The sequence below is a fragment of the Polaribacter sp. Hel_I_88 genome (assembly GCF_000687935.1).
Lineage (GTDB): Bacteria > Bacteroidota > Bacteroidia > Flavobacteriales > Flavobacteriaceae > Polaribacter.
Map to the genome: position 1 here is coordinate 1,189,695 of NZ_JHZZ01000001.1, position 25,837 is coordinate 1,215,531.

The following is a 25,837-nucleotide window of genomic DNA, read 5'->3' on the forward strand; positions in this document are numbered from 1 at the left end:
TTTTTTTTAATTTTTACTTACTCCAACTTTTAATTTTATGTCCCCAAATTGCAAACAAAAGAATAATTGCATAACAAGGAATCAAAATCCAATAACTTTCTGTAGAAGCAATTGCTGTAGCATCAATTTCTTGAAAACCGTTTTCAATTAATCCTTCTTTAATTCCATCAACAATTCTACCATACAAAGGCGGAATTATTGCGCCTCCAGAAATTGCCATAATTAAAAGTGCTGAACCTGTTTTTGTAAACTTCCCTAAACCATCCAACGTTAAAGGCCAAATTGCTGGCCAAACCAACGCATTTGCAATTCCTAAACCTGCCACAAATAAAACCGATATAAAACCAGTAGTATTTAAAATGCAAAAACTAAACACAATTCCTAAAACTGCACTTGCAATTAAAGCAGTTTTCTGTTTTACATATTTTGGGATTAAAAAGACACCCAAAGCATAGGTTGCAACCATTGCTAAAAGCGTGTATGTTGTAAAATATTTTGCTTCTTCTCCTGTAAAACCTAATGAAATTCCGTAGGCAATAATAGTATCTCCAGCAATAACCTCTGCTCCAACATACACAAAAAGTGCTAAAACTCCCAACCATAAATTCGGGAATTGAAAAATACTTGTTTTGGCTGTTTGTCCTTCAATAATTGTTTCACTTTCATCTGCTTCTACATTTGGTAAAGGTGCTTTTCTGATTAGAATTCCTAACACAAATAACACAATTGCCATAATTATGTAAGGCATAAAAACGCTATCAGCCATGGTATCTAAAAGGATATTTTTTTCTTCTGAAGTTGCTCCAGCTAACTTTTCTTTAGTTTCATCAATTCCTGATAATAAAATAGCTCCAAAAATTAAAGAACCTAAAGCACCTGCTGTTTTATTGGCAATTCCCATAATTGCAATTCTTTTTGCACCACTTTCTATAGGTCCTAAAATTGTTATATATGGATTTGATGCTGTTTGCAAAATCGTCATTCCTAAGCCTTGAATAAAAATTCCTGTTAAGAAAACCCAATAGGTTCTTGCTTCTGCAGCAGGAATAAAAACCAATGCTCCAATTCCCATAATAATCAATCCTAAAGACATGCCTTTTTTATAGCCAATTTTATTTAGGATGTAAGAAGCTGGCAAAGCCATCACCACAAAAGAAATATAAGAGGCAGATGCCACCAAATAAGATTGCGCATCTGTTAATTCGTTAATGGTTTTCATAAAAGGAATTAACGCTCCATTAATCCACGTTACAAAACCAAAAATGAAAAATAAACTTGCAATAATTACAATTGCTGTGGTGTTATTTTTTTGTTGCATGTTCTTTTTTTTATATTGATAAAACTACGTGAATTTAACTGATTTTCCACTATTTTCAAATATCAGAATTTATCCTGCAAGGTTTCTTTTTAGACCTTAGGTATTATTTCTTAGTTTTAAAGAAAAAAAGACCTACAAGGTTCTTGTGCTGAATTTATTTCAGTATCAAACCTTGCAGGTCATGTTAAATTATATTTTTTTTCTGTAAAACTTTCCATCAATTTAAATTGATTTTTAGCTCTGTCTAAATTATGTTCTAAATAATCAGTTTTATAATATGTATCTTTATTTAAATAATCTGTTAAAAAACGAAGTGCCATAATAAAAATCATTGTTTTTGCTGCTAAAGGCAAATATTTTAACTCGATTTCTGAAAGCGAATCTACTGTATTTTCTAAAAAACCTTTTTTATACGCTTTGTAAAACGCTAAATTGAATTCAACTTTTGATAAGTCTTTTTCATCTTCTGCTGCTGTGTTGCAAATTGTTCTTATGGCATCACCAAAATCGTAATGAATAATTCCTGGCATAACAGTATCAGTATCAATAATACAAATTCCTTGGTTATTTTCATCAAACAAAGAATTTGAAATTTTTGTATCATTATGCGTAACTCTTGTTGGTATTTTACCAGTTTCTTTTAACGTTTGCAAAATGTGCATTTCGTCTTTTAAATCAGCTACTATTTTTATGTATTTTGATGCTTTTTCCAATCTTTCTTTGGAGGCACTTTTTAAAGAGGCATTGTATTGTTGAAAACGAAAAGTCATGTCATGAAAATTCGGGATTACATCAATTAATTTATCGCTTTCAAAATCGGATGTTTTGTTTAAAAAATCGCCTAAAAGTTTTCCAGCTTCAAAAGCTATTTCTTTATTTTTTACAATTTCATGAGTAATGCTATCATCAATAAAAATCATTAAGTTCCAATAATTTTCCCCGTCTTTCAAGTAGTATAAATTGCTGTTTTTTATTTTTACAAAACGCAACACTTTATTCGTAATTTTTTCTTCGGATGTATTTGAATATTTACTTTTTAGATGATTACTTACCAGAACTTTGTTATTCACTAATCCTGGCACATCTTTAAAAATTGTATGATTTATTCTTTGTAAAATATAGTGAGTTTCACCACCAGTTTTAACTAAAAAAGTATCATTTATATGTCCTGATTTTAATTCAGAATGGCTTTTATAAGCATGTTGATGCTCAAATTCATCAAAAATAAACTGTAACTTTTTTGCTTTCATTTTAAGACCATAGTTTTGTAGGATACACTTCTTGCTCAGTCAAGTTCTGAATTTCTTTTTCTACTTTTTCTTTGTCCTTACTATAGGTTACTCCAAACCATTTTGAATCTGATTGCAAAACTTTTACGGTTGCCTTATTGGTTTTTAGCATTTTATTTACAATTGTTGGCAAATAAAATTCTGCTTTTAAATCCTCTTTATTTTCTTCTAAAAATTCCAAAAAATACGTTTCTGCAAATTCGAAACAATTGGGTGTAAATCCCCAAAAATTCATAGAAACAATGGTGTTTTCATCTATGGGAATCATGTTATTTTGTTCGTTTTCACTTTTTAAAATTCCATTAATTTTTTCGATTCTAACACGTTCTGTAACGTCTTTTAAAAAACTATTTTCATCAATAGTACATTCGCCTCTAGATACATAACCATTTTCTGAAAGTGTGTTTTTTAAAGAATAACCAACCATGCTGAAATTGCAACTATTTTTGTCGGTATTTTTTAATTGATTTGCAATCGTTACAAAAGCTTCTCGTCCATAAAAATCATCTGCATTAATAATGGCAAAATTTTCTTTAATATTCTTTTTTGTCATCAATAAAGCATGACCTGTTCCCCAAGGTTTAATCCTGTTTAAATTGATATATTCTTTTGGAACATTATCTAATTCTTGATATACATATTCAACCTCTATTTTTCCATCTAATTTTTTGTTGAAATTTGCTTTAAACTCCGCCTTAAAACTTTCTCGAATCACAAAAATAACTTTTCCAAAACCTGCTTGAATTGCATCATATAAAGAAAAATCTATAATAGTATCTCCTTTTGGTGTAAAAGCATCCATTTGCTTTAAACCACCATATCTACTGCCCATTCCTGCTGCCAAAATTACCAATGTGGGTTTGTTGTTAGTTATCATTAATCTTTCGCTATTTAAAATTTTATTAGTTTTTAAATATATAAAAAAATTGAGACTATTTTAAATGCAAAAAAGAGATTGCATCACTGCAATCCCTTTTATAAATTTCTCTTATTCAAAATAATGGTATTGTTTTCTTTAAATATAAAACATCACTAAAAACATTTAATAAACAGCTCTTAATAATATACTTCTAGTATTTTACCACTATCAGATTTTAAGGTTACATCATTAACAGTTGCTGGTAATAAAATTGTTTCTCCCGTATTTATTTTATAGCGCTCTTTATCTGAAAAAATTTCCACAGAACCTTCTACACATATATAAATTACAAAAGAATCTAAATTACGATAGTCTTTTTTTACATCGTCATTAATTTCTAAAATATTCGTTTTAAAATAAGGTGAATGTACTAATTTGTTAGAAGTATTTTTCTCTAATTGATACTGAGTCTTATAATTTTCATGGATTTCAAAATCAATCACATCCATTGCTAAATCGTTGTGTAAATCTCTTTTTTGTCCTGTTTTTGCATCTACTCTATCATAGTCATAAATTCTATACGTAACATCTGATGTTTGCTGAATTTCTGCTAATAAAACACCTGCTCCAATAGCATGAACTCTACCTGTAGGAATATAAAAAGTATCACCTTTCGTAACATTTTCATGATGCATTGTATCTAAAATAGTGTTATTTTCTAGATTATTTTTATAACTTTCTGTCGTTAATTTTTCATCAAAACCAACTATTAATTCTGCATTTTTATCAGCTTGCATAACATACCACATTTCATTTTTTCCAAATGAATTATGGCGTTGTTTTGCAATTTCGTTACTTGGATGTACTTGAATTGACAAAGGTGTTTTGGCATCAATAAACTTAATTAACAACGGAAATGCTTCTCCAAACTTCTCGTAAACAGCATTACCAACAAAATCTCCTTTAAATTGTTGCGTTAACTCTTTTAAAGTTTTACCTTTTAACGAACCTTCTTCAACGATTGTTTCATCTCCAGAAACATCAGATATTTCCCAAGATTCACCGATATTTTCTTCTGTATACTTTTTATTTAGTTTCGTTTTCAATTTATCACCACCCCAAATTCTATATTTAAAAACTGGTGTAAATTTTAAAGGATATAATTTCATTTTAAAAATTTTTATACAACAAATATAAAGATTCTTGCTCCCTTTTTAAAGTCTTATTAGGAAAGAACTTAAATGTGTCTAAATAAAATTTAACTTGCTAAATGATTTATTTAAGATTGATGCATCATCAACTTGAAGCCATTTATCTAAAATTGTAGCATATATAGTTCTAAAATCTACAGTGTGCATTAAATCTCCATTAGAGTCTAAATTTCCCAAATTAGGAGCATCATTATAAAAGCCTTTTTTCTTTAAATTTTCACCAATTAAAAACACATTGTTAGCTGCTCCATGATCTGTTCCTCCAGCAGCATTTTGTTGCACTCTTCTTCCAAATTCAGAAAAAGTTAAAATTAAAGTGTCTTTAAAAGTATCGTTTTTCTTTAAATCGTTTACAAAAACGGCTATAGATTCGCTATACGTTTTTAATAACCTACTTTGTCTGTTTACTTGATTTGCATGCGTATCAAAACCACCCATAGAAACATAATACACCTTGCTATCTAAATCTGAATTTATAAATTCGGCTGTTGTTTTTAACTGTTTTCCAAAAGGATTATTAGGATATTCTAAATTACTTTTATACGTTTTAGATGTTTCGTAAATATATTTTGCTGATGACTTTGCTTCAATCATCGTTTTGTATAAATATCCTAAATTATGTTCACTTAAATGTGCATCTGTTTGCTGTTCCAGCACTTTTTTAAAATACGCTGTGTTTGTATTTGCAAATAAAATATTTGGATTCTTAGTAGCAATTCCGTTTACATTTTCTCCTTTCATAATTAAGGAAAGACTGTCATCTAACTCAATTCCTGTGTAGGGATTTTTACCATATTTTTCGATAAATCTACCAACCCAACCTGAGGTTACATATTCATCAGCACTACTTGCTGTTTGCCAAATATCTGTAGATCGAAAGTGAGATCTGTTAGGGTTTGGATACCCAACATTATTTATAACTGATAAATATCCTTGATCATACAAATTTTTTAATGGAGCTAAGTTTTCGTGAAAGCCAAGCTCATCAGTAGCTTTTATAATGTTATTTTTTGGGATGGCTAACTTTGGTCTATTTTTAAAATAAAAATCGTTTGTGTAGGGAATAATGGTATTTAAACCATCATTACCTCCAGATAATTGAATAATTACTAGCTTTTTATGTTTGAATGTGCTTTTTGAAACATTCTCAAAAGCTTTTACAAAATTCGGAACAAAAAACAAACTGCTTGCTAACGTGCTTTGTTTTAAAAAATCTCTTCTTTCCATATTTTTAAATTAACAAAGTTGGTATTCTGGAATCGACATTAACTGCACACAAAAATTTCTATTCGATTTTATTTCTAAATTTTCTAAAAAAGTTGCTGTGTCTTTATCTAGTTTCGATAAGATTAATAAATCTATTAGTTCTTTTGATGATAAATTTTGATTTTGCTTATCAAAAAACTCCCAATTTTTTGTGATTTTCAAATATTTATTACGTTGTTTTTCGCCTTTATAATATTTTTCAAAAGAATCTTCAAACTCGCCTTTTTCCTCTAAATTAATAATGGCGTTGCTTAACAATAAAGAAGGTAGTTTCATTCTAAACATTAACGTATTAGAGTCTATCCAACTTTTTCCACCTTTCCAACCAGCTACATTATCTGGGTATAATAAGGTTTGTCCCATCATTTTTTGCAAATAATTTAACTGTTGTTTTTTATCAAAAGTAACAGGAACAACTTTTTGAATGCCTACCAATAATTCAATAGGCGATTTTATTTTTACCCCAATATTTTCATCATTATAAAACCATTTTGAGGTAAAAATGTGTTCCATTAAATTACTGATATTATAATCTTTATAAAATATGTTGGTAATTTCTTCCAACCTTTTTTTATCTACTTTAGGGTTTATAAAATACCTATAAATTTTATCACAAATAAAACGTGCACATTGTTTTTGTTCTAAAATGATATCAATAATATCATCTCCATCAAAATTACCTGTTTTACCAAAAAAAGTTTTTTCATCAAAATCATGTTGACTTTTCTGTAAATAAAAATCTCCATTTTTTTTATGTGTCCAACCTGTAAAAGCTCTTGCAGATTCTTGTATGTCTTGCTCAGTATAATTGCCAACACCCAGCGTAAAAAGTTCCATTAATTCTCTGGCAAAATTTTCATTTGGTTTCCTTTTTTTGTTTTGCTTATTATTTAAATACTTAAGCATAGAAGGTTGTTTGGCAATTTGCTTTACAAAAACTCTAAAATCTCCTAAAGCATATTTTCTTAATGTATTATTATAGTCTTGTATAAAGAAAACATCATTATCCCTACACACAAAAACATTCGCCCAAAAAAGCGTCATTTTTTCTCTTAATAAGGATTTTGGTTCACTTAATCTATAAATCCAAGCATAATTTAAATCTCTTACTTTTCTATTTCTTTTGTTTGTTAATTTTTGAAGTTCTTCTTCCGTAAATTTATCCTTTAACTCTTTGTAAGATTTGTATTTTATGGAATCAAATTCAGATAAATCTAACTCAAGATTTTTAAACTCTTTAGAATCCGTAATTAATTTTGAAACTATCTTTTTTTTAGAAGTAGATTTTAAACTTTCAAATTGTTTAACATCTATACCAAAACTAGCTCTCCAATATAAATGTTGAATGTGTTTTTGCTTCATAAGTAAGAATATATATGTAAGACTTTAAAAAATGTATAAAGTTTAAATAAATTTTAAAAATCCGTTAGTAAATTACGAAAAGAATTTGAATAATTTGATCTTAAAATTATGTTGCTTTTTATTAGAATATATAAATTTATTCCACAAAAAAAGAGGCTGAAAAATTCAGCCTCCAATAGTCACAACTTATAAATCCCCCAACTTATAATTGTTACTCAAAGAAACAACTATTCTATGTTATTGTGGGTGAAAATTCGTTTATTGGTTTTTTACGTTCGACTAACATTAAAAAAGTGTCGCTGAACTGACAAAATTATACTATAAGAAGTTTAACTTGTTCATTAATTCGCTTTTGTTAGCTCTACTAACTGGCACAACATCTTTCTTTATTAACACTGTATTATCTTCAATATCTATAATTTCTTTTATATTGATAATAAAAGATCTATGTACTTTAAAAAAAGAGTCTGAAGGTAATTTATCTTCAATTTTTTTTAGTGTAGAATGTACAATATAGTTTTTTTCCTCTGTTTTTATATTGATATAATCGCCTTTTGCCTCAATTAAATAAATACTTGGTATGTTTACTTTTACCAATCTTCTATCTACATTAACATAAATAAAATCTGATGTATTTTTTTCTTTTATGATATTTTTTTCTTGAGTAGATAAAGAATCTAATTTTTCTAATGATTTTGTAAAACGTTCTTTTGTAATTGGTTTTACCAAATAATCTACCACACTTTTATACTCAAAAGCTTCAAGAGCTAAGTTTTTATCACTTGTCGTTAAAATTATTTTTGGCGAGTTTTTTAGTGTTTGCATAAAATCGAAACCAGAAAAAGTAGGCATATGAATATCTAAATATATCAAGTCTACATTTGTTGTATTTAGGTATTTAATAGCATCTATTGCAGATGAAAATTCTTCAAGTACATTAATCTGCTCAGATTTTAGGCAAAGTTGTTTTGTAATTAGCCTTGCAGTTGCGTCATCATCAATTATTATACAATCCATATTCTGATAAAAAGTAATTTTTATTCGTATAAATATACATGAATTTTATCTAAAATTTCTAAAAAATTATGATGCAATTTTAAATTTCCTTGTTTTAACTCTATTTCAAATTGTGATGCAGTTTCCAAACCTTTTTTTAAACCTAACAAACTTATTTTATGTTTAATTTTATGGACGTTATTGGACGCTTCAAGATAGTTTTTTCCCTCAAAATTAGTCTTAAATAGGTTTACCTCTTCAGGAAATTCTAATTTGATAATCTCTACTATACTATTTTCAAATTCAATATCGTTTCCCGAAATTTCTTTTATAACAGACAGGTTGGGTAGTTCCATTAAATAATTTTAAAAACTGAACAGCAAAGTTACATAAAAATTAAAATGCACAGCATAAAGCTTTACGATGCATTTGTTCTTACAGATAAACTTGCCTTATTCCAATATTCTAGTAAAAAAATAACACTTTTACTATACTCAGAAAATTGTAAAGGTTTTGTAAAATAACCAGAGATTGCGAATTCATAACATTTATCTAAATCAACTTTATTTTGCGATGTAGACATAATTACAATTGGTATGTTTTTAAATTTAGAGTTCTTTTTTAAAGTAGCTAAAAACTCAAAGCCATTCATTCTGGGCATGTTTAAATCTGAAATAATTAAATCAAAAGGAGTTGTACAGTTATCTAATAATGCCAAAGCTGTTTCACCATCTTTTGCTTCAAAAATGTTACTTTTAAAACTAACTTCTTGACAAACTTTTTTAAATTTTAATCTTTCAATTTTATCATCATCTACTAAAAGGATAGATAGGGATCTCATTTAAGGATTTTTAATTATTGACAAAAATGAAATAAATACAACAACTATCAACTACTTATTTGATAAGTAGTTAGCAAACATCCTTAAGTGGTTCTATATAATAGGTAAGTTGTTTTTTGCTAAATACTTATCTGCCTATCAATTTGTTGATCTAAAGAAATAAATGTTTCTGTTCTTGATACACCTTTTATATTCTGAATATTCTTATTTAAAAGATGCATTAAATCTTCATTATTCTTGCATAATATTTTAACAAAAATAGCGTAATTACCAGTTGTATAGTGACTTTCTACCACTTCTGGAATTTCTTTTAATCTTTTTATTGCTGATGAGTAAAAACTTGAAGAATCTAAAAAAACACCCACAAAAGCTGTTGTATTATAGCCTAAAGATTTTGGATTAATCGTCATTCTATACCCATCAATCAATGCCGATTTTTCTAATTTCCTTAAACGTTGATGAATGGCTGCTCCAGAAATACCAACTTCTCTGGCAATACTTAATACAGGCGTTCTTGCGTCTTTTACCAACATTTTTATAATAATTTTATCAATACCATCAATTTTCATAGTTCAAAAGTTTAACTATAAAGATAAAAAAAAGAGAATACAAAAATGTATTCTCTTTTTTAAATAGTAATTTATAATGATTTTTAAGCTTTATACTTCCATTTTAAAATCTTCCATAAACTTTGTAGTATAGTTTCCAGAAACATAATCTGGATGATCCATTAACTGTCTATGAAAAGGAATTGTGGTTTTTACGCCTTCAATAACAAACTCATCTAATGCTCTTTTCATTTTATTAATTGCTTCTTCTCTTGTTTGAGCAGTAACAATTAATTTAGCAATCATAGAATCGTAATTTGGTGGAATCATATAACCTGCATATACATGTGTATCCATTCTAACTCCATGACCTCCAGGCGTGTGTAATACTGTTATTCTTCCAGGAGCTGGTCTAAAATTATTATGAGGATCTTCTGCATTTATTCTACATTCAATTGAATGTAATTTTGGATAGTAATTTTTACCAGAAATTGGCACACCAGCAGCAACTAAAATTTGCTCACGAATTAAATCGTAATTTACAACTTCTTCAGTAATTGGGTGTTCTACTTGAATACGAGTATTCATCTCCATAAAGTAGAAGTTTCTGTGTTTATCAACCAAAAATTCTACTGTTCCTGCACCTTCATATTTAATAAATTCTGCAGCTTTTACAGCTGCATCTCCCATTTTTTCTCTCAATTCATCTGTCATGAAAGGAGAAGGTGTTTCTTCTGTTAACTTTTGATGACGTCTTTGTACAGAACAATCTCTTTCAGATAAATGGCAAGCTTTTCCATAAGAATCCCCTACAATTTGAATTTCGATATGTCTTGGCTCTTCAATAAGCTTTTCCATATACATATCGTTATTTCCAAAAGCGGCTTTAGATTCCTGTCTAGCAGAATCCCAAGCATCTTTTAAATTTTCCGCTTTCCAAACAGCACGCATTCCTTTACCTCCACCACCTGCAGAAGCTTTTAACATTACAGGATATCCTGTTTCTACAGCTAATTTTTTGCATTCTTCAAAGTCTTTAATAACTCCTTCAGAACCTGGTACACAAGGCACTCCTGCTCTAATCATCGTAGACTTAGCATTTGCTTTATCTCCCATTTGATCAATCATTGCACCAGTTGCACCAATAAATTTAATGTTATGTTCTTCACATAAATTAGAAAATTTAGCGTTTTCTGATAAAAATCCATAACCAGGATGAATGGCATCTGCATTTGTAATTTCTGCAGCAGATATAATATTAGACATTTTTAGGTAAGACTCTGCACTAGAAGGTGGCCCAATACAAACAGCTTCATCTGCAAAACGAACGTGTAAACTTTCTGCATCTGCAGTAGAATATACTGCTACCGTTTTTATACCCATTTCCTTACAGGTTCTTATTACACGTAATGCAATTTCACCTCTGTTGGCAATTAATATTTTTTTAAACATAGTATATGAGTTTTGAATTATGAGTTATGAGTTATGAGTTAGAAAATCTACTATCTAAACTCCAAAAACTAAACTATATTTATTATGATGGATCAACCAAAAATAAAGGTTGGTCAAATTCTACTGGAGAAGAATCATCTACTAAAACCTTAACAATTTTACCTGATACTTCAGATTCAATTTCATTAAATAATTTCATTGCTTCAATAACACAAACTGTATCACCTACATTAATATCTGATCCTACCTCAACAAAACTAGGTTTATCTGGAGATGGTTTTCTGTAAAAAGTTCCAATAATCGGAGATTTTACAGTAATGTATTTAGAATCATCACTTTCTACTTTTACAGGAGCAGCAGCTTGTGGTGCAGCAGCTTGTGGTGCTGGAGCAGCAGCCTGAGGTGCAGTAGCCATTGGTGCAGCTTGCACTATTGTAGTTTCTGTTTTCTCAGAACCTGTTTTAATTGTAATCTTTATATCTTCCATTTCTAGTTTTACCTCGCTTGCGCCAGATTTTGCTACAAATTTTATAAGATTTTGAATTTCTTTAATATCCATATTTCCTACTATTTAGTTAATTAGTTTTTTAAGAATTATAAGCCCATTTTAGGTAAATAGCTCCCCATGTGAAACCACCACCAAAAGCGGCAAAAATTAAATTATCTCCTTTTTTTAATTGTACTTCATAATCTGCCAATAAAAGTGGTAATGTTGCAGATGTTGTATTTCCATATCTATGGATGTTCATCATTACTTTTTCAGAACCAACGCCTACTCTTTTTGCTGTTGCTTCTATGATTCTTTTATTAGCTTGATGTGGTACTAACCACTGAATATCTTCTTCTGTAAGGTTATTTCTAGTCAACATTTTTTCTGATACATCTGCCATATTAGAAACTGCGTATTTAAACACTGTTTTTCCTTCTTGGTAAACAAAATGCTTTTTATCTTTTACGGTTTCTAAGGATGGAGGCAAAATAGAACCACCTGCTTCAATTCGTAAAAAATCTCTACCAATTCCATCACTTCTCATATACTCATCTTGTAAACCTAATCCTTCGTGATTAGGTTCAAATAAAGCAGCTCCTGCTCCATCACCAAAAATAATACAAGTTGCTCTGTCTTTATAATCTATAATTGATGACATTTTATCTGCACCAATTAACAATATTTTTTTATATCGACCAGATTCTATATAACTAGCAGCTGTAGACATTCCATATAAAAAGCTAGAACATGCAGCTTGCAAATCGTAAGAAAAAGCATTTACAGCACCAATTTTTGAAGCCACATATGCAGCTGTAGAAGCTACTGGCAAATCTGGTGTTGCAGTTGCAACAATTACCAAATCTATTTCTGCTGCATTTCCTTTTGATTTTTGCAATAAATCTTCTGCTGCTTTTATTGCCATATAAGAAGTACCTAACCCTTCTCCTTTAAGAATTCTTCTTTCTTTAATACCTGTTCTAGAAGTAATCCATTCATCATTAGTTTCTACATAGGTTTCTAACTCTTTATTTGTTAGAATGTAATCAGGAACATATTTTCCTACTGCTGAAATTGCTGCAGTGATTTTTGTCATAATTAAAGTTTAGTTTCTAAAGTTTAGAAGATTCAAAAGTAGTGAAAAATAATTCACCTTTTAAGGTAAATTTCACCAAAAGTATTCGTTTTTGACTATAAAACGTAAAAAAACCCTCAAAATTGAGGGTTTTCGTAGAATTTTGAAAAGCGTTTTTTTAAGCTTCTGCAGATGCAGATGCTGATTCTAAAACAACTTGTCCTCTATAATATAGTTTTCCTTCATGCCAATGAGCTCTGTGATATAAGTGAGCCTCACCCGTTGTTGGATCTTTAGCAATCTGTTGATAAGATGCCTTATAATGTGTTCTCCTTTTATCTCTTCTTGTTTTGGATATTTTTCTTTTAGGATGTGCCATTTTATGTCTTTTTTTCTGTTATTAAATTCTTTAATTTATCCCATCTTGGGTCTGTAATTTCTACAGTTTTTACTTTTTTTATCTCTAGCTCTTTTAACTTTTTTAATGCTTCAGATTCCATGGTGCCATCTAAAACTTTTGGATGCACTCTTTTATTAGGAACTGCTAAAACAATCATTTCGTAAATAAATTGAGCCACATTAAACTCATAAGCTTCATGAGGCAATATTAAAATCTCCTCATTATCATCATTAAATTCTGGCCCAAACTTTACAACTAATGGTAATTCTGAATCTATTTCTTGATCATATAACTCATTTGTTACATCACAAGGAACTTCAACAGAACCCTCTGCAATAAAAACCAGCTCAAACAATGTGCTTTTTTTTACAAAATTTAAAGAAACTTCTATAGATGAACTTACATATTCATCAAAATTAAAAGCTTCAAAGAACTTATTATCAATTGAGTACTTAAACTCGTGTTTACCTTCTTTTAATCCTACAAACTGTATGCTGAATTCTTTCAAGCCTTTCATAATCAAACATCAATTGAGCGTGCAAAGATACAAAAAAATGTATTTCTGCAATATTTTATATTAAAAAAGAATAATTTTTAACTATACCTTACTAACAAAGGGTTTCCTGTTAATTCTTTATATTCTTTTCGCTTTTTAAAAATTTCTATAGCACTAAATAACGCTTCTATAAACGAAGATGGGTTCGCTAAATTTTTACCTGCAATATCATATCCTGTTCCATGATCTGGAGAGGTTCTTATATGACTTAAACCCGCTGTAAAGTTAACTCCTTTTCCAAAAGATAAGGCTTTAAATGGCGCTAAACCTTGATCATGATAGGTTGCTAAAACTCCATCAAATTGTTTATAGGTTTCTGAACCGAAAAAACCATCTGCTGCATAAGGGCCAAAAACTAATTTACCTGTTGCTGCAATTTCTGCGATTGTTGGCACTATAATATCATCATCTTCTTTACCAATAACACCTTTATCTCCACAATGTGGATTTAAAGATAAAACTGCAATTTTGGGTTTATTTATTCCAAAATCTTGTTTTAACGAATTGTACATGGTTTCTACTTTGCTTTTAATCAATTCTGGAGTTATAGATTCTGCAACTTTAGCAATTGGAATATGACCTGTTATTAAACCAATGCGTAATTCGCTGGTCATTAAAATCATTAAACTCTTCCCTTCTAAATTTGCTTCTAAATATTCTGTATGTCCAGGAAAATTAAAAGTTTCAGACTGTATATTTTCTTTGTTGATTGGTGCTGTTATTAAAACATCAATCGTATTATTTTTTAGATGTTCTACTCCAGAAGCTAAAGATTTTGCTGCATATTCTCCAGATATTTTAGTTGCTGTGCCTAATTCAATAGCAACTTCTTCTTTCCAAATATTTAAAATATTTATTTTAGAGTGTGTTACTTGATTAATGGATGTAATTCCATGCACAGGAGTTTCTATCCCTAAAACTTTTTTATGATAAGAAATTGTTTTTGTTGCGCCAAATAAAACTGGCGTGCAAAATTCTAACATTCGTTTGTCTTCAAATGTTTTCAAAATTACTTCAATACCAATTCCATTTAAATCGCCAATTGAAATTCCAACGATTATTTTATCAGTTTTATCCATAGTAAACCTTGTAATATGCTTATTTTTGTAAAGTACAAAAGTAACCAATTTTAACGATATGTTTACAGGAATTATAGAAACACTTGGCACAGTAACAAATGTTGTAAAAGAACAAGAAAATGTTCATTTAACAATTAAAAGTAGCATTACTAATGAACTTAAAATAGACCAAAGTGTAGCTCATAATGGTGTTTGTTTAACAGTTGTAAACATTAATAATGACGAATATACAGTTACTGCCATAAAAGAGACGTTAGATAAAACCAATATTGGTAAATTAAAAACTGCTGATATTGTAAATCTTGAACGTGCCATGAAATTGGGTGATCGATTGGATGGACATATTGTGCAAGGTCATGTTGATGAAACTGGTATTTGCAAAAGCCTAAAAGACGAAAATGGAAGTACTGTATGTACTTTTAGCTACAATTCCGATAAAAATAACATTACTATAGAAAAAGGTTCAATTACTATAAATGGAATTAGTTTAACTGTTGTGAACTCCAAAAAAGACGAATTTTCGGTTGCTATTATACCTTATACTTGGGAAAACACCACTTTTAAAAATTTACAGGTAAATGATGTTGTGAATTTAGAGTTTGATGTGATTGGAAAATATGTGGCTAGATTAACGAATTTTTAATTCAGTTTAAAAACTAAACCTTCTCTTCTTTCTTATGCAAAAACCTCGTCAATTTCATTGATAAATCTAACAAGATAATTTTTGCATTTCCATTTCTTTCTATATGATACATGGCTTCACCAATTTCTTTTTCGATATCTAAAATATTTCCTGAATGTACAAAAGGCGCAAATTTAGACAAATCAAAACCAGATTTCGATTCCATAAACACCAACTGATCAGACTTATAATTTAATAAAAGTGCCTGTCTAAAAAATTGTAAGCAATATTCTAAAAATTGTTTTTGGGTTTCTCTTCCAGTTTTTGCAATCGTTTCTGACCATGAAATTAATTGTTGAATTACAGCTGCATTTCCTTTGGCTTTAAAAGCAGTTCTTATCCAAGCAACAAACCATTCTTCAAAAACTAGGTCTGACGAATCGTTTTGTAAAAGATGCAAAGCTTTGTTGTAATTTCCTTCAGATTGATGTGCAATTTTGTTCGCATCGTTTTCTGAAACTTGATGATTAACCTGCAAAGCACTTGCAATATCTTCTTCGGATAATTTAGGAAAATGTAAGGCTTGACATCTAGATCTTATCGTTCCAATAATCTGCTCTTCATTTTCTGTAATCAGTAAAAAAACCGTTTTTTCTGGTGGCTCTTCAATCAGTTTTAATAGTTTATTGGCTGCAGCAATGTTCATTTTTTCTGCCATCCAAATAATCATCACTTTAAAACCACCTTCGTAACTTTTTAGTTTTAGCTTTTTTACAACAGCTTCAGCTTCATCAACACCAATTAAACCTTGCTTATTTTCTACACCAATGTGTTGCAACCAATTAAACAAACTTCCATAAGATTGTGAGTTTAAAAACTCGCGCCAATCTTCTAAAAACAAATCACTTACTGCATGTTTTTTTACAGAATCGTTTGTAGTTACAGGAAACGCAAAATGCAAATCTGGATGTTGTAATTTGTTACATTTTATGTTACAAGCATCTGCATCATCAGAAAAATTACACAACAAATATTGTGCATACGCAATTGCCATTGGCAGAGTTCCACAACCCTCTTTACCCACAAATAATTGTGCATGAGGAATTCTGCCATTTTCAGCAGATGTTTGTAGATGTTTCTTAATATGTTCTTGACCTATTATTTGGTTGAAAAGCATGCACAAATATAAAGTTTTAGAAAGTTCTTCTTCTAAATTTTTGTTACTTTTATATAAATTTTATCAAAACAAAATCATGAAAAAAATACTACAAATAGGAAATGGAATTGCTTTTGTTTCGGTCGTTTTTATAAATTACCTTTCAAATACTAGACTTTTAAACAACACAACTATTGGCGAAATTTCAAAAGATTTAAACTCACTTTTTACACCTGCTGGCTACGCTTTTGCAATTTGGGGACTGATTTATTTACTATTATTGGGTTTTGCTATTTACCAAGGTAGAAGCTTGTTTGTAAGGGTAAGAAATGATGATTTTGTACTAGAAACTGGTCCTTGGTTTATAATCTCGTGTGTTTTTAATTGTGCTTGGATTTTCAGTTGGATTTACGAATACACAGGGCTTTCGTGCATTTTTATCTTTCTATTATTATTTTCTTTATTAAAAATTGTTTGGAAAAACAGGATGGAACTTTGGGACGCTCCTTTTTCTGTAATTCTATTTCTATGGTGGCCCTTTGTAATGTATAGTGGCTGGGTTACTGTTGCAAGTATTGCAAACGTATCTTCTTATTTAGTGAAAATTGACTGGAATGGTTTTGGAATTTCTCCTGAAATTTGGACGTTAATTATGATTGTAATTGCAACTGCCATCAACATCATCATCACTTGGAAAAGAAATATGAGAGAATTTGCAATGGTGGGTGCTTGGGCTTTAATTGCTATTGGAATTGCTAATAATAATGATAATGTACTGATTGCATATACTGCTTTTACAACTGCTTCAATTTTAATTATCAACAGTACTGTGCACGCTTTTAAAAATCGAGATACAAATCCTGTTAAAAGAATGATGCAAAAGAAATAATATTTTTGCTTGGTAATTTCTGCGAACACCTTGTTTCATAGAAATTTATTTACGCAAACGTTAACTTAACTTTTCAATTTTCAATTTCTTTAACGATAAATAAAAAAGTATTTTTGTTGAAAATACAACCGATATGAAAACACTAAACGATTTTAATTTTAAAAATAAAAAAGCCATTATTCGTGTGGACTTTAATGTGCCTTTAAACGATAAATTTGAAGTTACAGATGCAACCAGAATTGAAGCTGCAAAACCAACTATTATCAAAGTTTTAGAAGATGGTGGAAGTTGTGTTTTAATGAGCCATTTAGGAAGACCAAAAGGAAAGCAAGAAGAATTTTCTTTAAAACATATTGTACCTAAAATTATTGATATTATTGGTTGCAACGTAAAATTTGTAGATGATTGTGTTGGCGAAAAAGCAGAAAAAGCGGTTGCTGATTTAGAAGATGGAGAAATTTTATTGTTAGAAAACTTACGTTTTTATGACGAAGAAACAAAAGGTGATGTTGCCTTTGCTGAACAACTATCTAAATTAGGTGATATTTACGTAAATGATGCTTTTGGAACTGCTCACAGAGCACATGCATCAACAACAATTATTGCCCAGTTTTTTGAGGATAAAAAATGTTTTGGTAATTTATTAGCACAAGAAATTGAAAGTATTGATAAGGTTTTAAACAATTCTGAAAAACCAGTTTTAGCGATTTTAGGTGGTGCAAAAGTATCGTCTAAAATTACTGTGATTGAAAATATTTTAGACAAAGTAGATCATTTAATTATTGGTGGTGGAATGAGTTTTACCTTCGTAAAAGCACAAGGTGGAAAAATTGGAAACTCAATTTGTGAAGATGATAAAATGGGCTTGGCTTTAGAAATTTTACAACAAGCTAAAGACAAAGGTGTTCAAATTCATATTCCTGTTGATGTAATTGCTGCTGATAATTTTAGCAACGATGCAAATACTAAAGTTTGCGATATTAATGCAATTCCTGATGGTTGGGAAGGTGTTGATGCTGGTCCAAAATCGCAAGAAATTTTTGACGGAATTGTAAACCAAGCCAAAACTATTCTATGGAATGGCCCTTTAGGTGTTTTTGAAATGGAATCGTTTGCAAAAGGAACCATTGCTTTAGGTCATTCTATTGATAATGCAACAAAAAACGGAGCATTTTCTTTAGTTGGTGGTGGAGATTCTGTTGCTGCTGTAAAACAATTTGGTTTTGCTGATAAAGTAAGCTACGTTTCTACTGGTGGTGGAGCCATGTTAGAAATGTTAGAAGGAAAAACGTTACCAGGAATTGAAGCGATTTTGAAGTAAAAGCCCATCTTAATATTCCCAAAGGGAAGAAACACTCTTGTGAAATTAGCAAGTTTGTTTTATATAATAATTAGCGTGTAATTTTTAATAATTGCACGTTTTTTTGTTTTGAGTGATTTTTATACTGCCATTAAATTTGCCACGAATTCACAAATAAAAAGTTTTCATTTTTTGATATATTTTTAATTCCAAAGGAATTCTTAAATTCATGAAAATTATTTTTCATCAGAATAAACAATTCGTGAATTCGTGGCTAAAAAAAACATTACAAATCCAAAAAGTAAATTATCTGTTAAAAACAATCATTTATTCTTTTGCTAAAAATTAAGTTTTTAATTTAGCTAAAAGTTTATCATCGATTACACGATTAAACAATCCAACAATTACACATCAAAAAAAATGAAATACACAACATTACCAAATACGGACGTAAAAGTTTCTAAAATTTGTTTAGGAACCATGACTTGGGGAAATCAAAATACAGAAGCTGAAGGACATGAACAAATGGATTATGCACTTGAGAATGGTGTAAACTTTTTTGATGCTGCAGAGTTATACCCTGTACCTGCAAACCCTGAAACTTATGGAGGAACAGAACGTATTATTGGAACTTGGTTTAAAAAAACTGGCAACAGAGAAAAGGTTGTTTTAGCAAGTAAAATTGCTGGTGGTGGAGATTATACTGCTCATATTAGAAATGGTGGTTTAAGCAAAGAAAATATTTTTGATGCTATTGATAAAAGTTTACAACGTTTGCAAACAGATTATATAGATTTATACCAATTGCATTGGCCAAATAGAGGTGTAAATTGTTTTGGTGTGCGTGAATTTCCTTTAAAAACTGCCAATGACGAAGTTGAAAATTATTTAGAGATTTTAGAAGGTTTGCAAGAGTTAATTAAACAAGGAAAAATAAATCACGTTGGTTTATCGAACGAAACTCCTTGGGGAACTATGAAATATTTGCAAGCTTCAGAACAATATAATTTACCTAGACCTGTAACCGTTCAAAATTCATATTCTATGATTCATAGAGGTTATGAAGTGGGAATGAGCGAAGTTTCTATGAGAGAAAATATTGGCTTATTGGCTTACTCTCCTTTAGCTCAAGGTGTGTTGTCTGGCAAATATTTAGATGGCAATTTACCTGAAGGTGCAAGAGGAACATTATTCCCAAGATTTATTGCACGTTATAAAAACGAAAGTTCTGAAAGAGCTGTTATTAAATACCAAGAAATTGCTAAAAAACACAACTTAACGTTATCGGAATTATCATTAGCCTTTGTAAATCAATTGCCATTTGTAACAAGTAATATTATTGGCGCAACAAAATTGAGTCAGTTAAAAGAGAATATCAATTCTATTAAGGTTGATTTATCTGATGAAATTTTACAAGAAATTGAAGAGGTGCATAAGGAAATTCCGAATCCTGCTCCATAAGCCCCTTTAATTCCCCAAAGGGGAAAATTGATGCTGTTAAAATATTGCTATGAGTTTTTTAAAAAATTTATTTAACAAAGAAAAAGATGCACCTATTAAGTCTTATCAAGATTTTTGGGATTGGTTTTTAGTGCATGAAAAGGAGTTTTATAAAATTGTCAATAAAGGAGATGAAGGTAAAATTACTACTCAATTCTTTGATAAAATTGCACCAAAATTAAACGAATTAAAGGAAGGTATTTGGTATTTAACAGGAATGTTAAATGATAATACAGCTGATTTAATTTTAACTGCTGATGGAGAAATTCAGAATTTTTATGTAATTGAAGAATTAATTTCTCATGCTCCAAAACTAAATAATTGGAAATTTAGAGCACTAAAACCAGAACACGAAATAGAAAATGTGGGCATTAATATGGCTGGTTTTTCTTTTACTAGTGAAAACATCTTTTTTTATGCTAATGATTTAAAAGAGTATCCTGATGAAATCGATATTACTTTAATTCACGAAGATTATAATGAAGAAAATAAAGCTGATATTATAAATGGTTGTTATTTGTTTTTAGATCATTATTTAGGAGAATTAAAATCAATAACAATTATTGATAATATAGAGTTTAAGAATAAAAGTGAAGCCGAAAAAGAATTAATACCGATAGAAAAATTAAAGAGTTATATTATTTGGCGAGAAAAAGAATTTGTAGAAAAATACGAAGGAATCAGAAAAAACACTGAAAATGATAGTTATTCAGGCTTGGAAGCAACTTTAAAAAGTGGTAATAAAATGGTTGCAGTTTTAAATACAGATCTTTTAAATTGGGATTCAAAAGCCTCTCATCCATGGATTTTGATATTTGAAATACAATTTAATGGAGAAAATAATAATGGATTTCCAGATGAGGAAACTTACAACTTTTTAGAATCTATAGAAAAAGAAATCAATTTAGAATTAAAAGATTTTGAAGGTTATTTAAACATTGGCAGAGAAACTGCAGAAAATGTTAGGGAGATTTATTTTGCTTGTAAAGATTTTAGAAAACCATGTAAAATTGCAGATGCAATTATATCTAAACATTCTAAAAATCTAGAAGTTAACTACAACATTTATAAAGATAAATATTGGAGCTCTTTCGAAAGATTTTTGCATTAAAATTTGTTGCATTTTCTTAAATAGGAAACACAAAAAATAGCTCTATTTTTTTAGTTAGGCACTTTCAGAAGTAGTTTAATTTTTTGAAAATTATTTTAAAAAAGTGATAGAAAATTATAATTTTCTATCACTTTTTTAATTTATATACCTTTTTTATGTTTCGCAGTAACCTTATTGCATAGTTATCCTGTGTTTTTAATTTTTATTTTAAAAATTTAGGCTACTTTTTGTAAAATTTGATTTTGCATTCTTCTGCCAATTTCAAGGCAATTTGCAGTATGAATACCAAAGAATATCCAAAGTATTTCTGTTGGTTTGGTTTTCGCTTTTATCTTTTTTAGATGATAATGTTCCTTTTCTTTACCAAAACCCCCCTCTAATCTAGAAGCTCTTTCTTTGGTAATCATTTTTTTGAGCTTTTTTTGCTCTTTATGATGCTTTGAAGGTCTTCCTTTAGGTTTGAAGTCTGTTTGTATATGGTTTGAAGTTGCAAAAACTCTGTTCTTATTCGTTGCATAAATAGCATCTGCACCAAGTATTTTAATTTTCCTATTGGTTAATCCTTGTGCCTTATAAACTGTATTTTTAAATTGTGTCCCTTCATTAAAGTTATCAAAACTTATTTTCTGTATAAAGTTAATTCCATCAATTTGAAGTTTGTTTACTTTTGCCCCAAATTCTACTTTTTTTATCTCTTTTCCTCTCACTATTGGACGTAAGTAATCTTTGCTTATGCTTACGATTCTATTCTTTGGTTTTTCTCCTTTCTCAAACAGTAAATACTGTTGTGAGAATATTTTTTTTACTGTATTTAGTGTTTTATAAAAACGATTTGGCATTGTAAAATAATGTTGTTTTTCAAGAGTTTTAATCTCCGCTAATAATTTGCGTAATAGTTTTAAAAAAGCTCTTGTTATGGAGGTTCTTTTCTTTGTTGTTTTTCTTCGCATTTTACTATAACCAACATATCTTTTTGACCATTTCAAGTATTTGGTTCTAGGAAGTTTTACACATAAAGATTTACAAATTATCTTCATTTGTTTATAGCACCAGTCAACAGATTCTTTCAATAGTTTTTGATCTGTTGGATAGCGAACTTCACTCTCATAACAAGTGGCATCTGTTGTTGCTTTTTCTTGTTCATCAATATATTTACTCCAATAATTAAATAGTATTTTTTCTGTTGAACTAATGTTTAAATCAGCAGCTAATTCGCAACGTATTTGACTCACTATTTTATAGTTTTCAAGGGTATCAAATCCTAAATAAATACCACAAAAAAACTGATAATTATAATTGGAATTCAACTGCTCAATCAAACGCTTATCAGAACAACAAGCATAATGTTTTAAAAACATTAAACCTAATTTTCCTTGAGGGCTAAAAATACAGTCTGGTCCTTTGATAGCTTCTGTAATTTTAAATGATTTGACTAAATTTTTCCAAGGAATTGCACTGTAAATTTTACCTAAATCAGACATTAAAAAACGTGCTTTGAATTTTTCTAATTCCTCTGTAGAGGATAAAAAAGAAAAAGAGTACTGGAAGTCAGAAATTCTTCGTATTTTCATATTTGTAAAAAAGAAAAACCCCGTTTTTTAGGCTTTTTGCCTATTTACGGGGTTTGGTTTATCTAAAATACAACTTATTTAACTGATAAACAAGTGTTTATTTAATTCTGAAAGTGCCTAGTTAAATCTCTTAAATATTTTGAAAGATTATTTAATAACTACTGACTCTTAAACTTAAAAACAGTCCCATCTTTTAAACCATATACCTCTTTACTTTCTTTACAAGTACCAAAGCCATCTTCGTCAAAATTTAAAGTATGCCCATATTCGCTAACCCAACCAATTTGTTGTGCAGGATTTCCTACAATTAAAGCATAAGGTAAAACTGGTTTTGTAACAACAGAACCTGCACCAATAAAAGCGAATTCGCCAATATTATTACCACAAATAATGGTTGCGTTTGCACCAATGGAAGCTCCTTTTTTTACAATCGTTTTTAAATATTTATTTTTTCTTACAATGGCACTTCTTGGATTTCTAACATTTGTAAAAACCATAGAAGGTCCTAAGAAAACATCATCCTCACAAGTAACACCTGCATAAATAGATACATTATTTTGTACTTTTACGTTGTTCCCTAAAACTACACTTGGCGAAACAACTACATTTTGACCTAAATTGCAATTTTCACCAATTTTACTTTTTGACATAATATGGCTAAAATGCCAAATTTTTGTTCCTTTTCCTATTTGGCAATTATCATCTATAACTGCTGTTTCGTGTGCAAAATAATCCATATAAATATTAATAATCGTTCTTGTTATTTTCTTGTTTCAAACAAATTTCTTTAGCTGATGATGTGCCAATTCTATCAACTCCTAAAGAAATCATTTTTAAAGCTGTACCATAATCTCTAACACCTCCAGCAGCTTTTATTTGAAGTGGCTTTGCATTTTCTGAAATTAATTTTATCGTTTCAAAAGTTGCTCCATTTGGTTTATTATCAGAAGTTTTAAAAAATCCTGTAGACGATTTTACAAATACTTTTTGAGCAGCTTGATCATCAAAATTATTTAAAACAACCTCTTTTATCAACTGTGAAATTACAATAATTTCTTCATTTGATAACGCAGCTACTTCGATTATAAATTTTACAACCTTATTATTTGCTAAACAGAGTTTTGTACATTCTAAAACTTCCTCTTTTATCAAACTTATATTACCAGCTTTAAATGCATTATAATTAACTACAAAATCGAGTTCGTCTACATTTAGTTCAATTGCTTTTTTAGCTTCTTCTATTTTGTTTTTTATTGATGAAGCTCCTTCATGAAAATCGATGACAGTGCCTATTAAAACTGGTGAATTGACTTTAGAGAGCATGCCTTTAACCATCTTTACATAGTTTGCACGAATCATAATTAATTTATAATCAAACACAATTGACTCTTTTACCAAATCAATTACTTTCTGCTCATTTTCTGCTTCAGAAATATTGGCTTGACTTGCTGTTTTTAAATACGTTGCGTCTAAAAATTGATTCACTTTCATAAACTCAAAAATACAAAATAAATAAAAAACCCAACTTTTTATGTTGGGTTTCTGTTTAAATTTCGGGGGAAATTCATATATCTTTAAAAAAACTTAATCTACTCTAAACGTAATTGGCAACGTATATCTAACTTTTACTGATTTATTACGCTGTTTTCCTGGTGTAAATTTTGGTAATTTTTCTATAAGTTCTTGGGTTTCTTTTTCAAGTTTAGCATGTGGAGCTCTAATTTGAATATCTACAACATTCCCTTGATCATCAATAATAAACTGAGTGCTAATTCTGTATTTACCAGCTCTTAAACCAACTTCGTTTGCAATACCAATATCAAAATTACGTTGTACAAACTTTGCCATTTTTTCATCAAAACATTTTTTATTTTCTGCTTTACTTAAACCTTCACAGCCTTTAAAAACAGGTGCATTTTCTATCATAACAAAAGGTACTGTATCTGGAGTTGTATTTTCTTCTGGGTCATCAGCTGTTATAAGTGTTGTTATATCTAAATCTACTTCTACAGGTTTTTCTTCAGGGGTTAAAAGTACAGTTTCTTCTAAGTTTTTTTCATCAACCTTAATCTCTTCATCTAATAATAAAACTGTTTTTGGTGGTGTTTCAACTTTTGGTTGCTGAATAACTTCTTTTTTAAAAACAACTTCTGTAGTTGGATCTACATAAATATTTGATGTAAATACTTCAGTTTCTCTAGATAATGATTTTTCTTCGGTTTCATGTTCTAAAGTTATGTAAACGATAAACAGCACTAATACAAGCCCTAATTGTGTAAAGATGTTTGAGAATTTCTCTAATTGCTTTTTAGGGTTTTTTTTGATGTTTTTCATGATAAAGAGTTTTTTATGTTAAGACTATGTTAAAACAAAGAGCGTGCCAAAAAATAAATTGCAGTTTTCTATTTTTGAGAATCCTAATTTGCTTTATTTTTACCGGATGCAAAAATTTAAGAGAATCGTATTTTGTTTATTATTGATTACCTTTCTTGCCTTTGGGTGCTATATTTTATTACAAATATTTAACTATTTTAAATTCGATAACAAAATTGAAGACGACCCAACACTCTTAATTCCCATTTTTTTAACCCTATTCTCTGTGGTTAGTTTGCTTTTTAATATCAACAAACTTCAAAAACAGCTGATTTTAAAATCTTCTTTTTATAAGATTTTAAGAATTGGGGATATAATTTTCTCCATATCAATCTTTATACTTTCGCTTGTTGGGTTGTATTTTTTGATTGAAAGTGCAGATAGAACAACTTTAGAACTAAAGCGTCAAATCATTACTTTTAGTGTACTTATAGTGATATTCTTTTGCAGTATTTTACTCTTTTTTGACAATATTATATTTCATAAAAAACAAGAAAATATTCAAAATAAAGATTTTATAGATGAAATTGGACAGTGATTTTTTTAATAAAAACACTAAATAATTATTGACTATAC

General features: G+C 29.3%; 27 protein-coding genes. 6 read left to right on the plus strand and 21 right to left on the minus strand.

Going from position 1 to position 25,837, the window contains the following annotated elements:
- Nucleotides 1–13 precede the first annotated feature (13 nt).
- From P161_RS0105320 to pdxA, 16 genes are all read right to left on the minus strand, one after another.
- Nucleotides 14–1,318 (minus strand): sugar MFS transporter, encoded by a 1,305-nt coding sequence (locus tag P161_RS0105320; RefSeq protein ID WP_026776010.1) that lies wholly within the window; start codon nt 1,316–1,318, stop codon nt 14–16.
- Nucleotides 1,319–1,497: 179 nt separating this feature from the next.
- A complete protein-coding gene (locus tag P161_RS18075) occupies nt 1,498–2,568 on the minus strand; it encodes a phosphotransferase enzyme family protein (protein WP_036841261.1) in 1,071 nt (356 codons plus the stop codon).
- A 1-nt stretch (nt 2,569) separates the two neighbouring features.
- Nucleotides 2,570–3,484 carry a sugar phosphate nucleotidyltransferase gene (locus tag P161_RS0105330; protein ID WP_026776011.1) on the minus strand — a complete coding sequence of 305 codons (915 nt, stop codon included), beginning with the start codon at nt 3,482–3,484 and terminating at the stop codon, nt 2,570–2,572.
- Between the two features lie 179 nt (nt 3,485–3,663).
- On the minus strand, nt 3,664–4,635 hold the full coding sequence (locus tag P161_RS0105335; protein ID WP_026776012.1) for a type I phosphomannose isomerase catalytic subunit: 972 nt from the start codon (nt 4,633–4,635) through the stop codon (nt 3,664–3,666).
- Nucleotides 4,636–4,713: 78 nt separating this feature from the next.
- Nucleotides 4,714–5,904: a DUF1501 domain-containing protein gene (locus tag P161_RS0105340; protein ID WP_026776013.1), complete on the minus strand. Its 1,191-nt coding sequence runs from the start codon at nt 5,902–5,904 to the stop codon at nt 4,714–4,716.
- A 9-nt stretch (nt 5,905–5,913) separates the two neighbouring features.
- Entirely contained in the window at nt 5,914–7,305 is a 1,392-nt protein-coding gene (locus tag P161_RS0105345; protein WP_026776014.1) for a DUF1800 family protein, read from the minus strand.
- Nucleotides 7,306–7,623: 318 nt separating this feature from the next.
- Entirely contained in the window at nt 7,624–8,322 is a 699-nt protein-coding gene (locus P161_RS0105350; protein WP_026776015.1) for a LytTR family DNA-binding domain-containing protein, read from the minus strand.
- 20 nt (nt 8,323–8,342) lie between these two features.
- Complete coding sequence (locus P161_RS0105355) at nt 8,343–8,657, minus strand: Hpt domain-containing protein (RefSeq protein ID WP_026776016.1); 315 nt, start codon at nt 8,655–8,657, stop codon at nt 8,343–8,345.
- A gap of 62 nt (nt 8,658–8,719) precedes the next feature.
- The gene (locus P161_RS0105360) at nt 8,720–9,142 is read right to left on the minus strand and encodes a response regulator (RefSeq protein ID WP_026776017.1); all 423 of its coding nucleotides are present in this window, start codon (nt 9,140–9,142) and stop codon (nt 8,720–8,722) included.
- A gap of 119 nt (nt 9,143–9,261) precedes the next feature.
- Nucleotides 9,262–9,711 carry an Lrp/AsnC ligand binding domain-containing protein gene (locus P161_RS0105365; RefSeq protein WP_026776018.1) on the minus strand — a complete coding sequence of 150 codons (450 nt, stop codon included), beginning with the start codon at nt 9,709–9,711 and terminating at the stop codon, nt 9,262–9,264.
- 90 nt (nt 9,712–9,801) lie between these two features.
- Nucleotides 9,802–11,142 (minus strand): acetyl-CoA carboxylase biotin carboxylase subunit, encoded by a 1,341-nt coding sequence (accC, locus tag P161_RS0105370; RefSeq protein ID WP_026776019.1) that lies wholly within the window; start codon nt 11,140–11,142, stop codon nt 9,802–9,804.
- Between the two features lie 82 nt (nt 11,143–11,224).
- Nucleotides 11,225–11,701 carry an acetyl-CoA carboxylase biotin carboxyl carrier protein gene (gene accB, locus P161_RS0105375; protein WP_026776020.1) on the minus strand — a complete coding sequence of 159 codons (477 nt, stop codon included), beginning with the start codon at nt 11,699–11,701 and terminating at the stop codon, nt 11,225–11,227.
- A gap of 28 nt (nt 11,702–11,729) precedes the next feature.
- The gene (locus tag P161_RS0105380) at nt 11,730–12,725 is read right to left on the minus strand and encodes a beta-ketoacyl-ACP synthase III (RefSeq protein WP_026776021.1); all 996 of its coding nucleotides are present in this window, start codon (nt 12,723–12,725) and stop codon (nt 11,730–11,732) included.
- 157 nt (nt 12,726–12,882) lie between these two features.
- On the minus strand, nt 12,883–13,083 hold the full coding sequence (gene rpmF / locus P161_RS0105385) for a 50S ribosomal protein L32 (protein WP_026776022.1): 201 nt from the start codon (nt 13,081–13,083) through the stop codon (nt 12,883–12,885).
- Between the two features lies 1 nt (nt 13,084).
- A complete protein-coding gene (locus P161_RS0105390; RefSeq protein ID WP_026776023.1) occupies nt 13,085–13,621 on the minus strand; it encodes a DUF177 domain-containing protein in 537 nt (178 codons plus the stop codon).
- 77 nt (nt 13,622–13,698) lie between these two features.
- On the minus strand, nt 13,699–14,739 hold the full coding sequence (gene pdxA, locus P161_RS0105395) for a 4-hydroxythreonine-4-phosphate dehydrogenase PdxA (protein ID WP_026776024.1): 1,041 nt from the start codon (nt 14,737–14,739) through the stop codon (nt 13,699–13,701).
- Between the two features lie 58 nt (nt 14,740–14,797).
- Here pdxA and P161_RS0105400 point away from each other — a divergent pair, with 58 nt between their 5' ends.
- A complete protein-coding gene (locus tag P161_RS0105400) occupies nt 14,798–15,382 on the plus strand; it encodes a riboflavin synthase (RefSeq protein WP_026776025.1) in 585 nt (194 codons plus the stop codon).
- 13 nt (nt 15,383–15,395) lie between these two features.
- On the opposite strand, the gene P161_RS0105405 is transcribed toward P161_RS0105400, so the two are convergent.
- Nucleotides 15,396–16,538 (minus strand): DNA polymerase III subunit delta', encoded by a 1,143-nt coding sequence (locus P161_RS0105405; RefSeq protein ID WP_026776026.1) that lies wholly within the window; start codon nt 16,536–16,538, stop codon nt 15,396–15,398.
- Nucleotides 16,539–16,614: 76 nt separating this feature from the next.
- Between P161_RS0105405 and P161_RS0105410 the strand changes: the two genes are divergently transcribed.
- The 4 genes from P161_RS0105410 (at nt 16,615) to P161_RS0105425 (ending at nt 21,317) form a co-directional block, all read left to right on the plus strand.
- Nucleotides 16,615–17,406 carry a hypothetical protein gene (locus tag P161_RS0105410; RefSeq protein ID WP_026776027.1) on the plus strand — a complete coding sequence of 264 codons (792 nt, stop codon included), beginning with the start codon at nt 16,615–16,617 and terminating at the stop codon, nt 17,404–17,406.
- A 133-nt stretch (nt 17,407–17,539) separates the two neighbouring features.
- The gene (gene pgk, locus P161_RS0105415; protein WP_026776028.1) at nt 17,540–18,727 is read left to right on the plus strand and encodes a phosphoglycerate kinase; all 1,188 of its coding nucleotides are present in this window, start codon (nt 17,540–17,542) and stop codon (nt 18,725–18,727) included.
- A 399-nt stretch (nt 18,728–19,126) separates the two neighbouring features.
- Nucleotides 19,127–20,167 (plus strand): aldo/keto reductase, encoded by a 1,041-nt coding sequence (locus tag P161_RS0105420; protein ID WP_026776029.1) that lies wholly within the window; start codon nt 19,127–19,129, stop codon nt 20,165–20,167.
- Between the two features lie 49 nt (nt 20,168–20,216).
- The gene (locus P161_RS0105425; RefSeq protein ID WP_026776030.1) at nt 20,217–21,317 is read left to right on the plus strand and encodes a DUF695 domain-containing protein; all 1,101 of its coding nucleotides are present in this window, start codon (nt 20,217–20,219) and stop codon (nt 21,315–21,317) included.
- A gap of 215 nt (nt 21,318–21,532) precedes the next feature.
- Here P161_RS0105425 and P161_RS19890 read toward each other — a convergent pair whose 3' ends face one another.
- The 4 genes from P161_RS19890 to P161_RS0105445 all read right to left on the minus strand — a co-directional run bounded on the left by P161_RS19890 (nt 21,533) and on the right by P161_RS0105445 (nt 25,222).
- Nucleotides 21,533–22,888 carry a transposase gene (locus tag P161_RS19890; RefSeq protein ID WP_026775629.1) on the minus strand — a complete coding sequence of 452 codons (1,356 nt, stop codon included), beginning with the start codon at nt 22,886–22,888 and terminating at the stop codon, nt 21,533–21,535.
- Between the two features lie 158 nt (nt 22,889–23,046).
- Complete coding sequence (locus P161_RS0105435) at nt 23,047–23,625, minus strand: acyltransferase (RefSeq protein ID WP_026776031.1); 579 nt, start codon at nt 23,623–23,625, stop codon at nt 23,047–23,049.
- Between the two features lie 7 nt (nt 23,626–23,632).
- Nucleotides 23,633–24,379 (minus strand): deoxyribose-phosphate aldolase, encoded by a 747-nt coding sequence (gene deoC, locus P161_RS0105440; RefSeq protein ID WP_026776032.1) that lies wholly within the window; start codon nt 24,377–24,379, stop codon nt 23,633–23,635.
- A gap of 93 nt (nt 24,380–24,472) precedes the next feature.
- Nucleotides 24,473–25,222: an energy transducer TonB gene (locus tag P161_RS0105445; protein ID WP_026776033.1), complete on the minus strand. Its 750-nt coding sequence runs from the start codon at nt 25,220–25,222 to the stop codon at nt 24,473–24,475.
- A gap of 43 nt (nt 25,223–25,265) precedes the next feature.
- On the opposite strand from P161_RS0105445, the gene P161_RS0105450 reads away from it, so the two are divergent.
- Nucleotides 25,266–25,799, plus strand: a complete 534-nt coding sequence (locus P161_RS0105450) for a hypothetical protein (RefSeq protein WP_155810423.1) — start codon at nt 25,266–25,268, stop codon at nt 25,797–25,799.
- Nucleotides 25,800–25,837 lie beyond the last annotated feature (38 nt).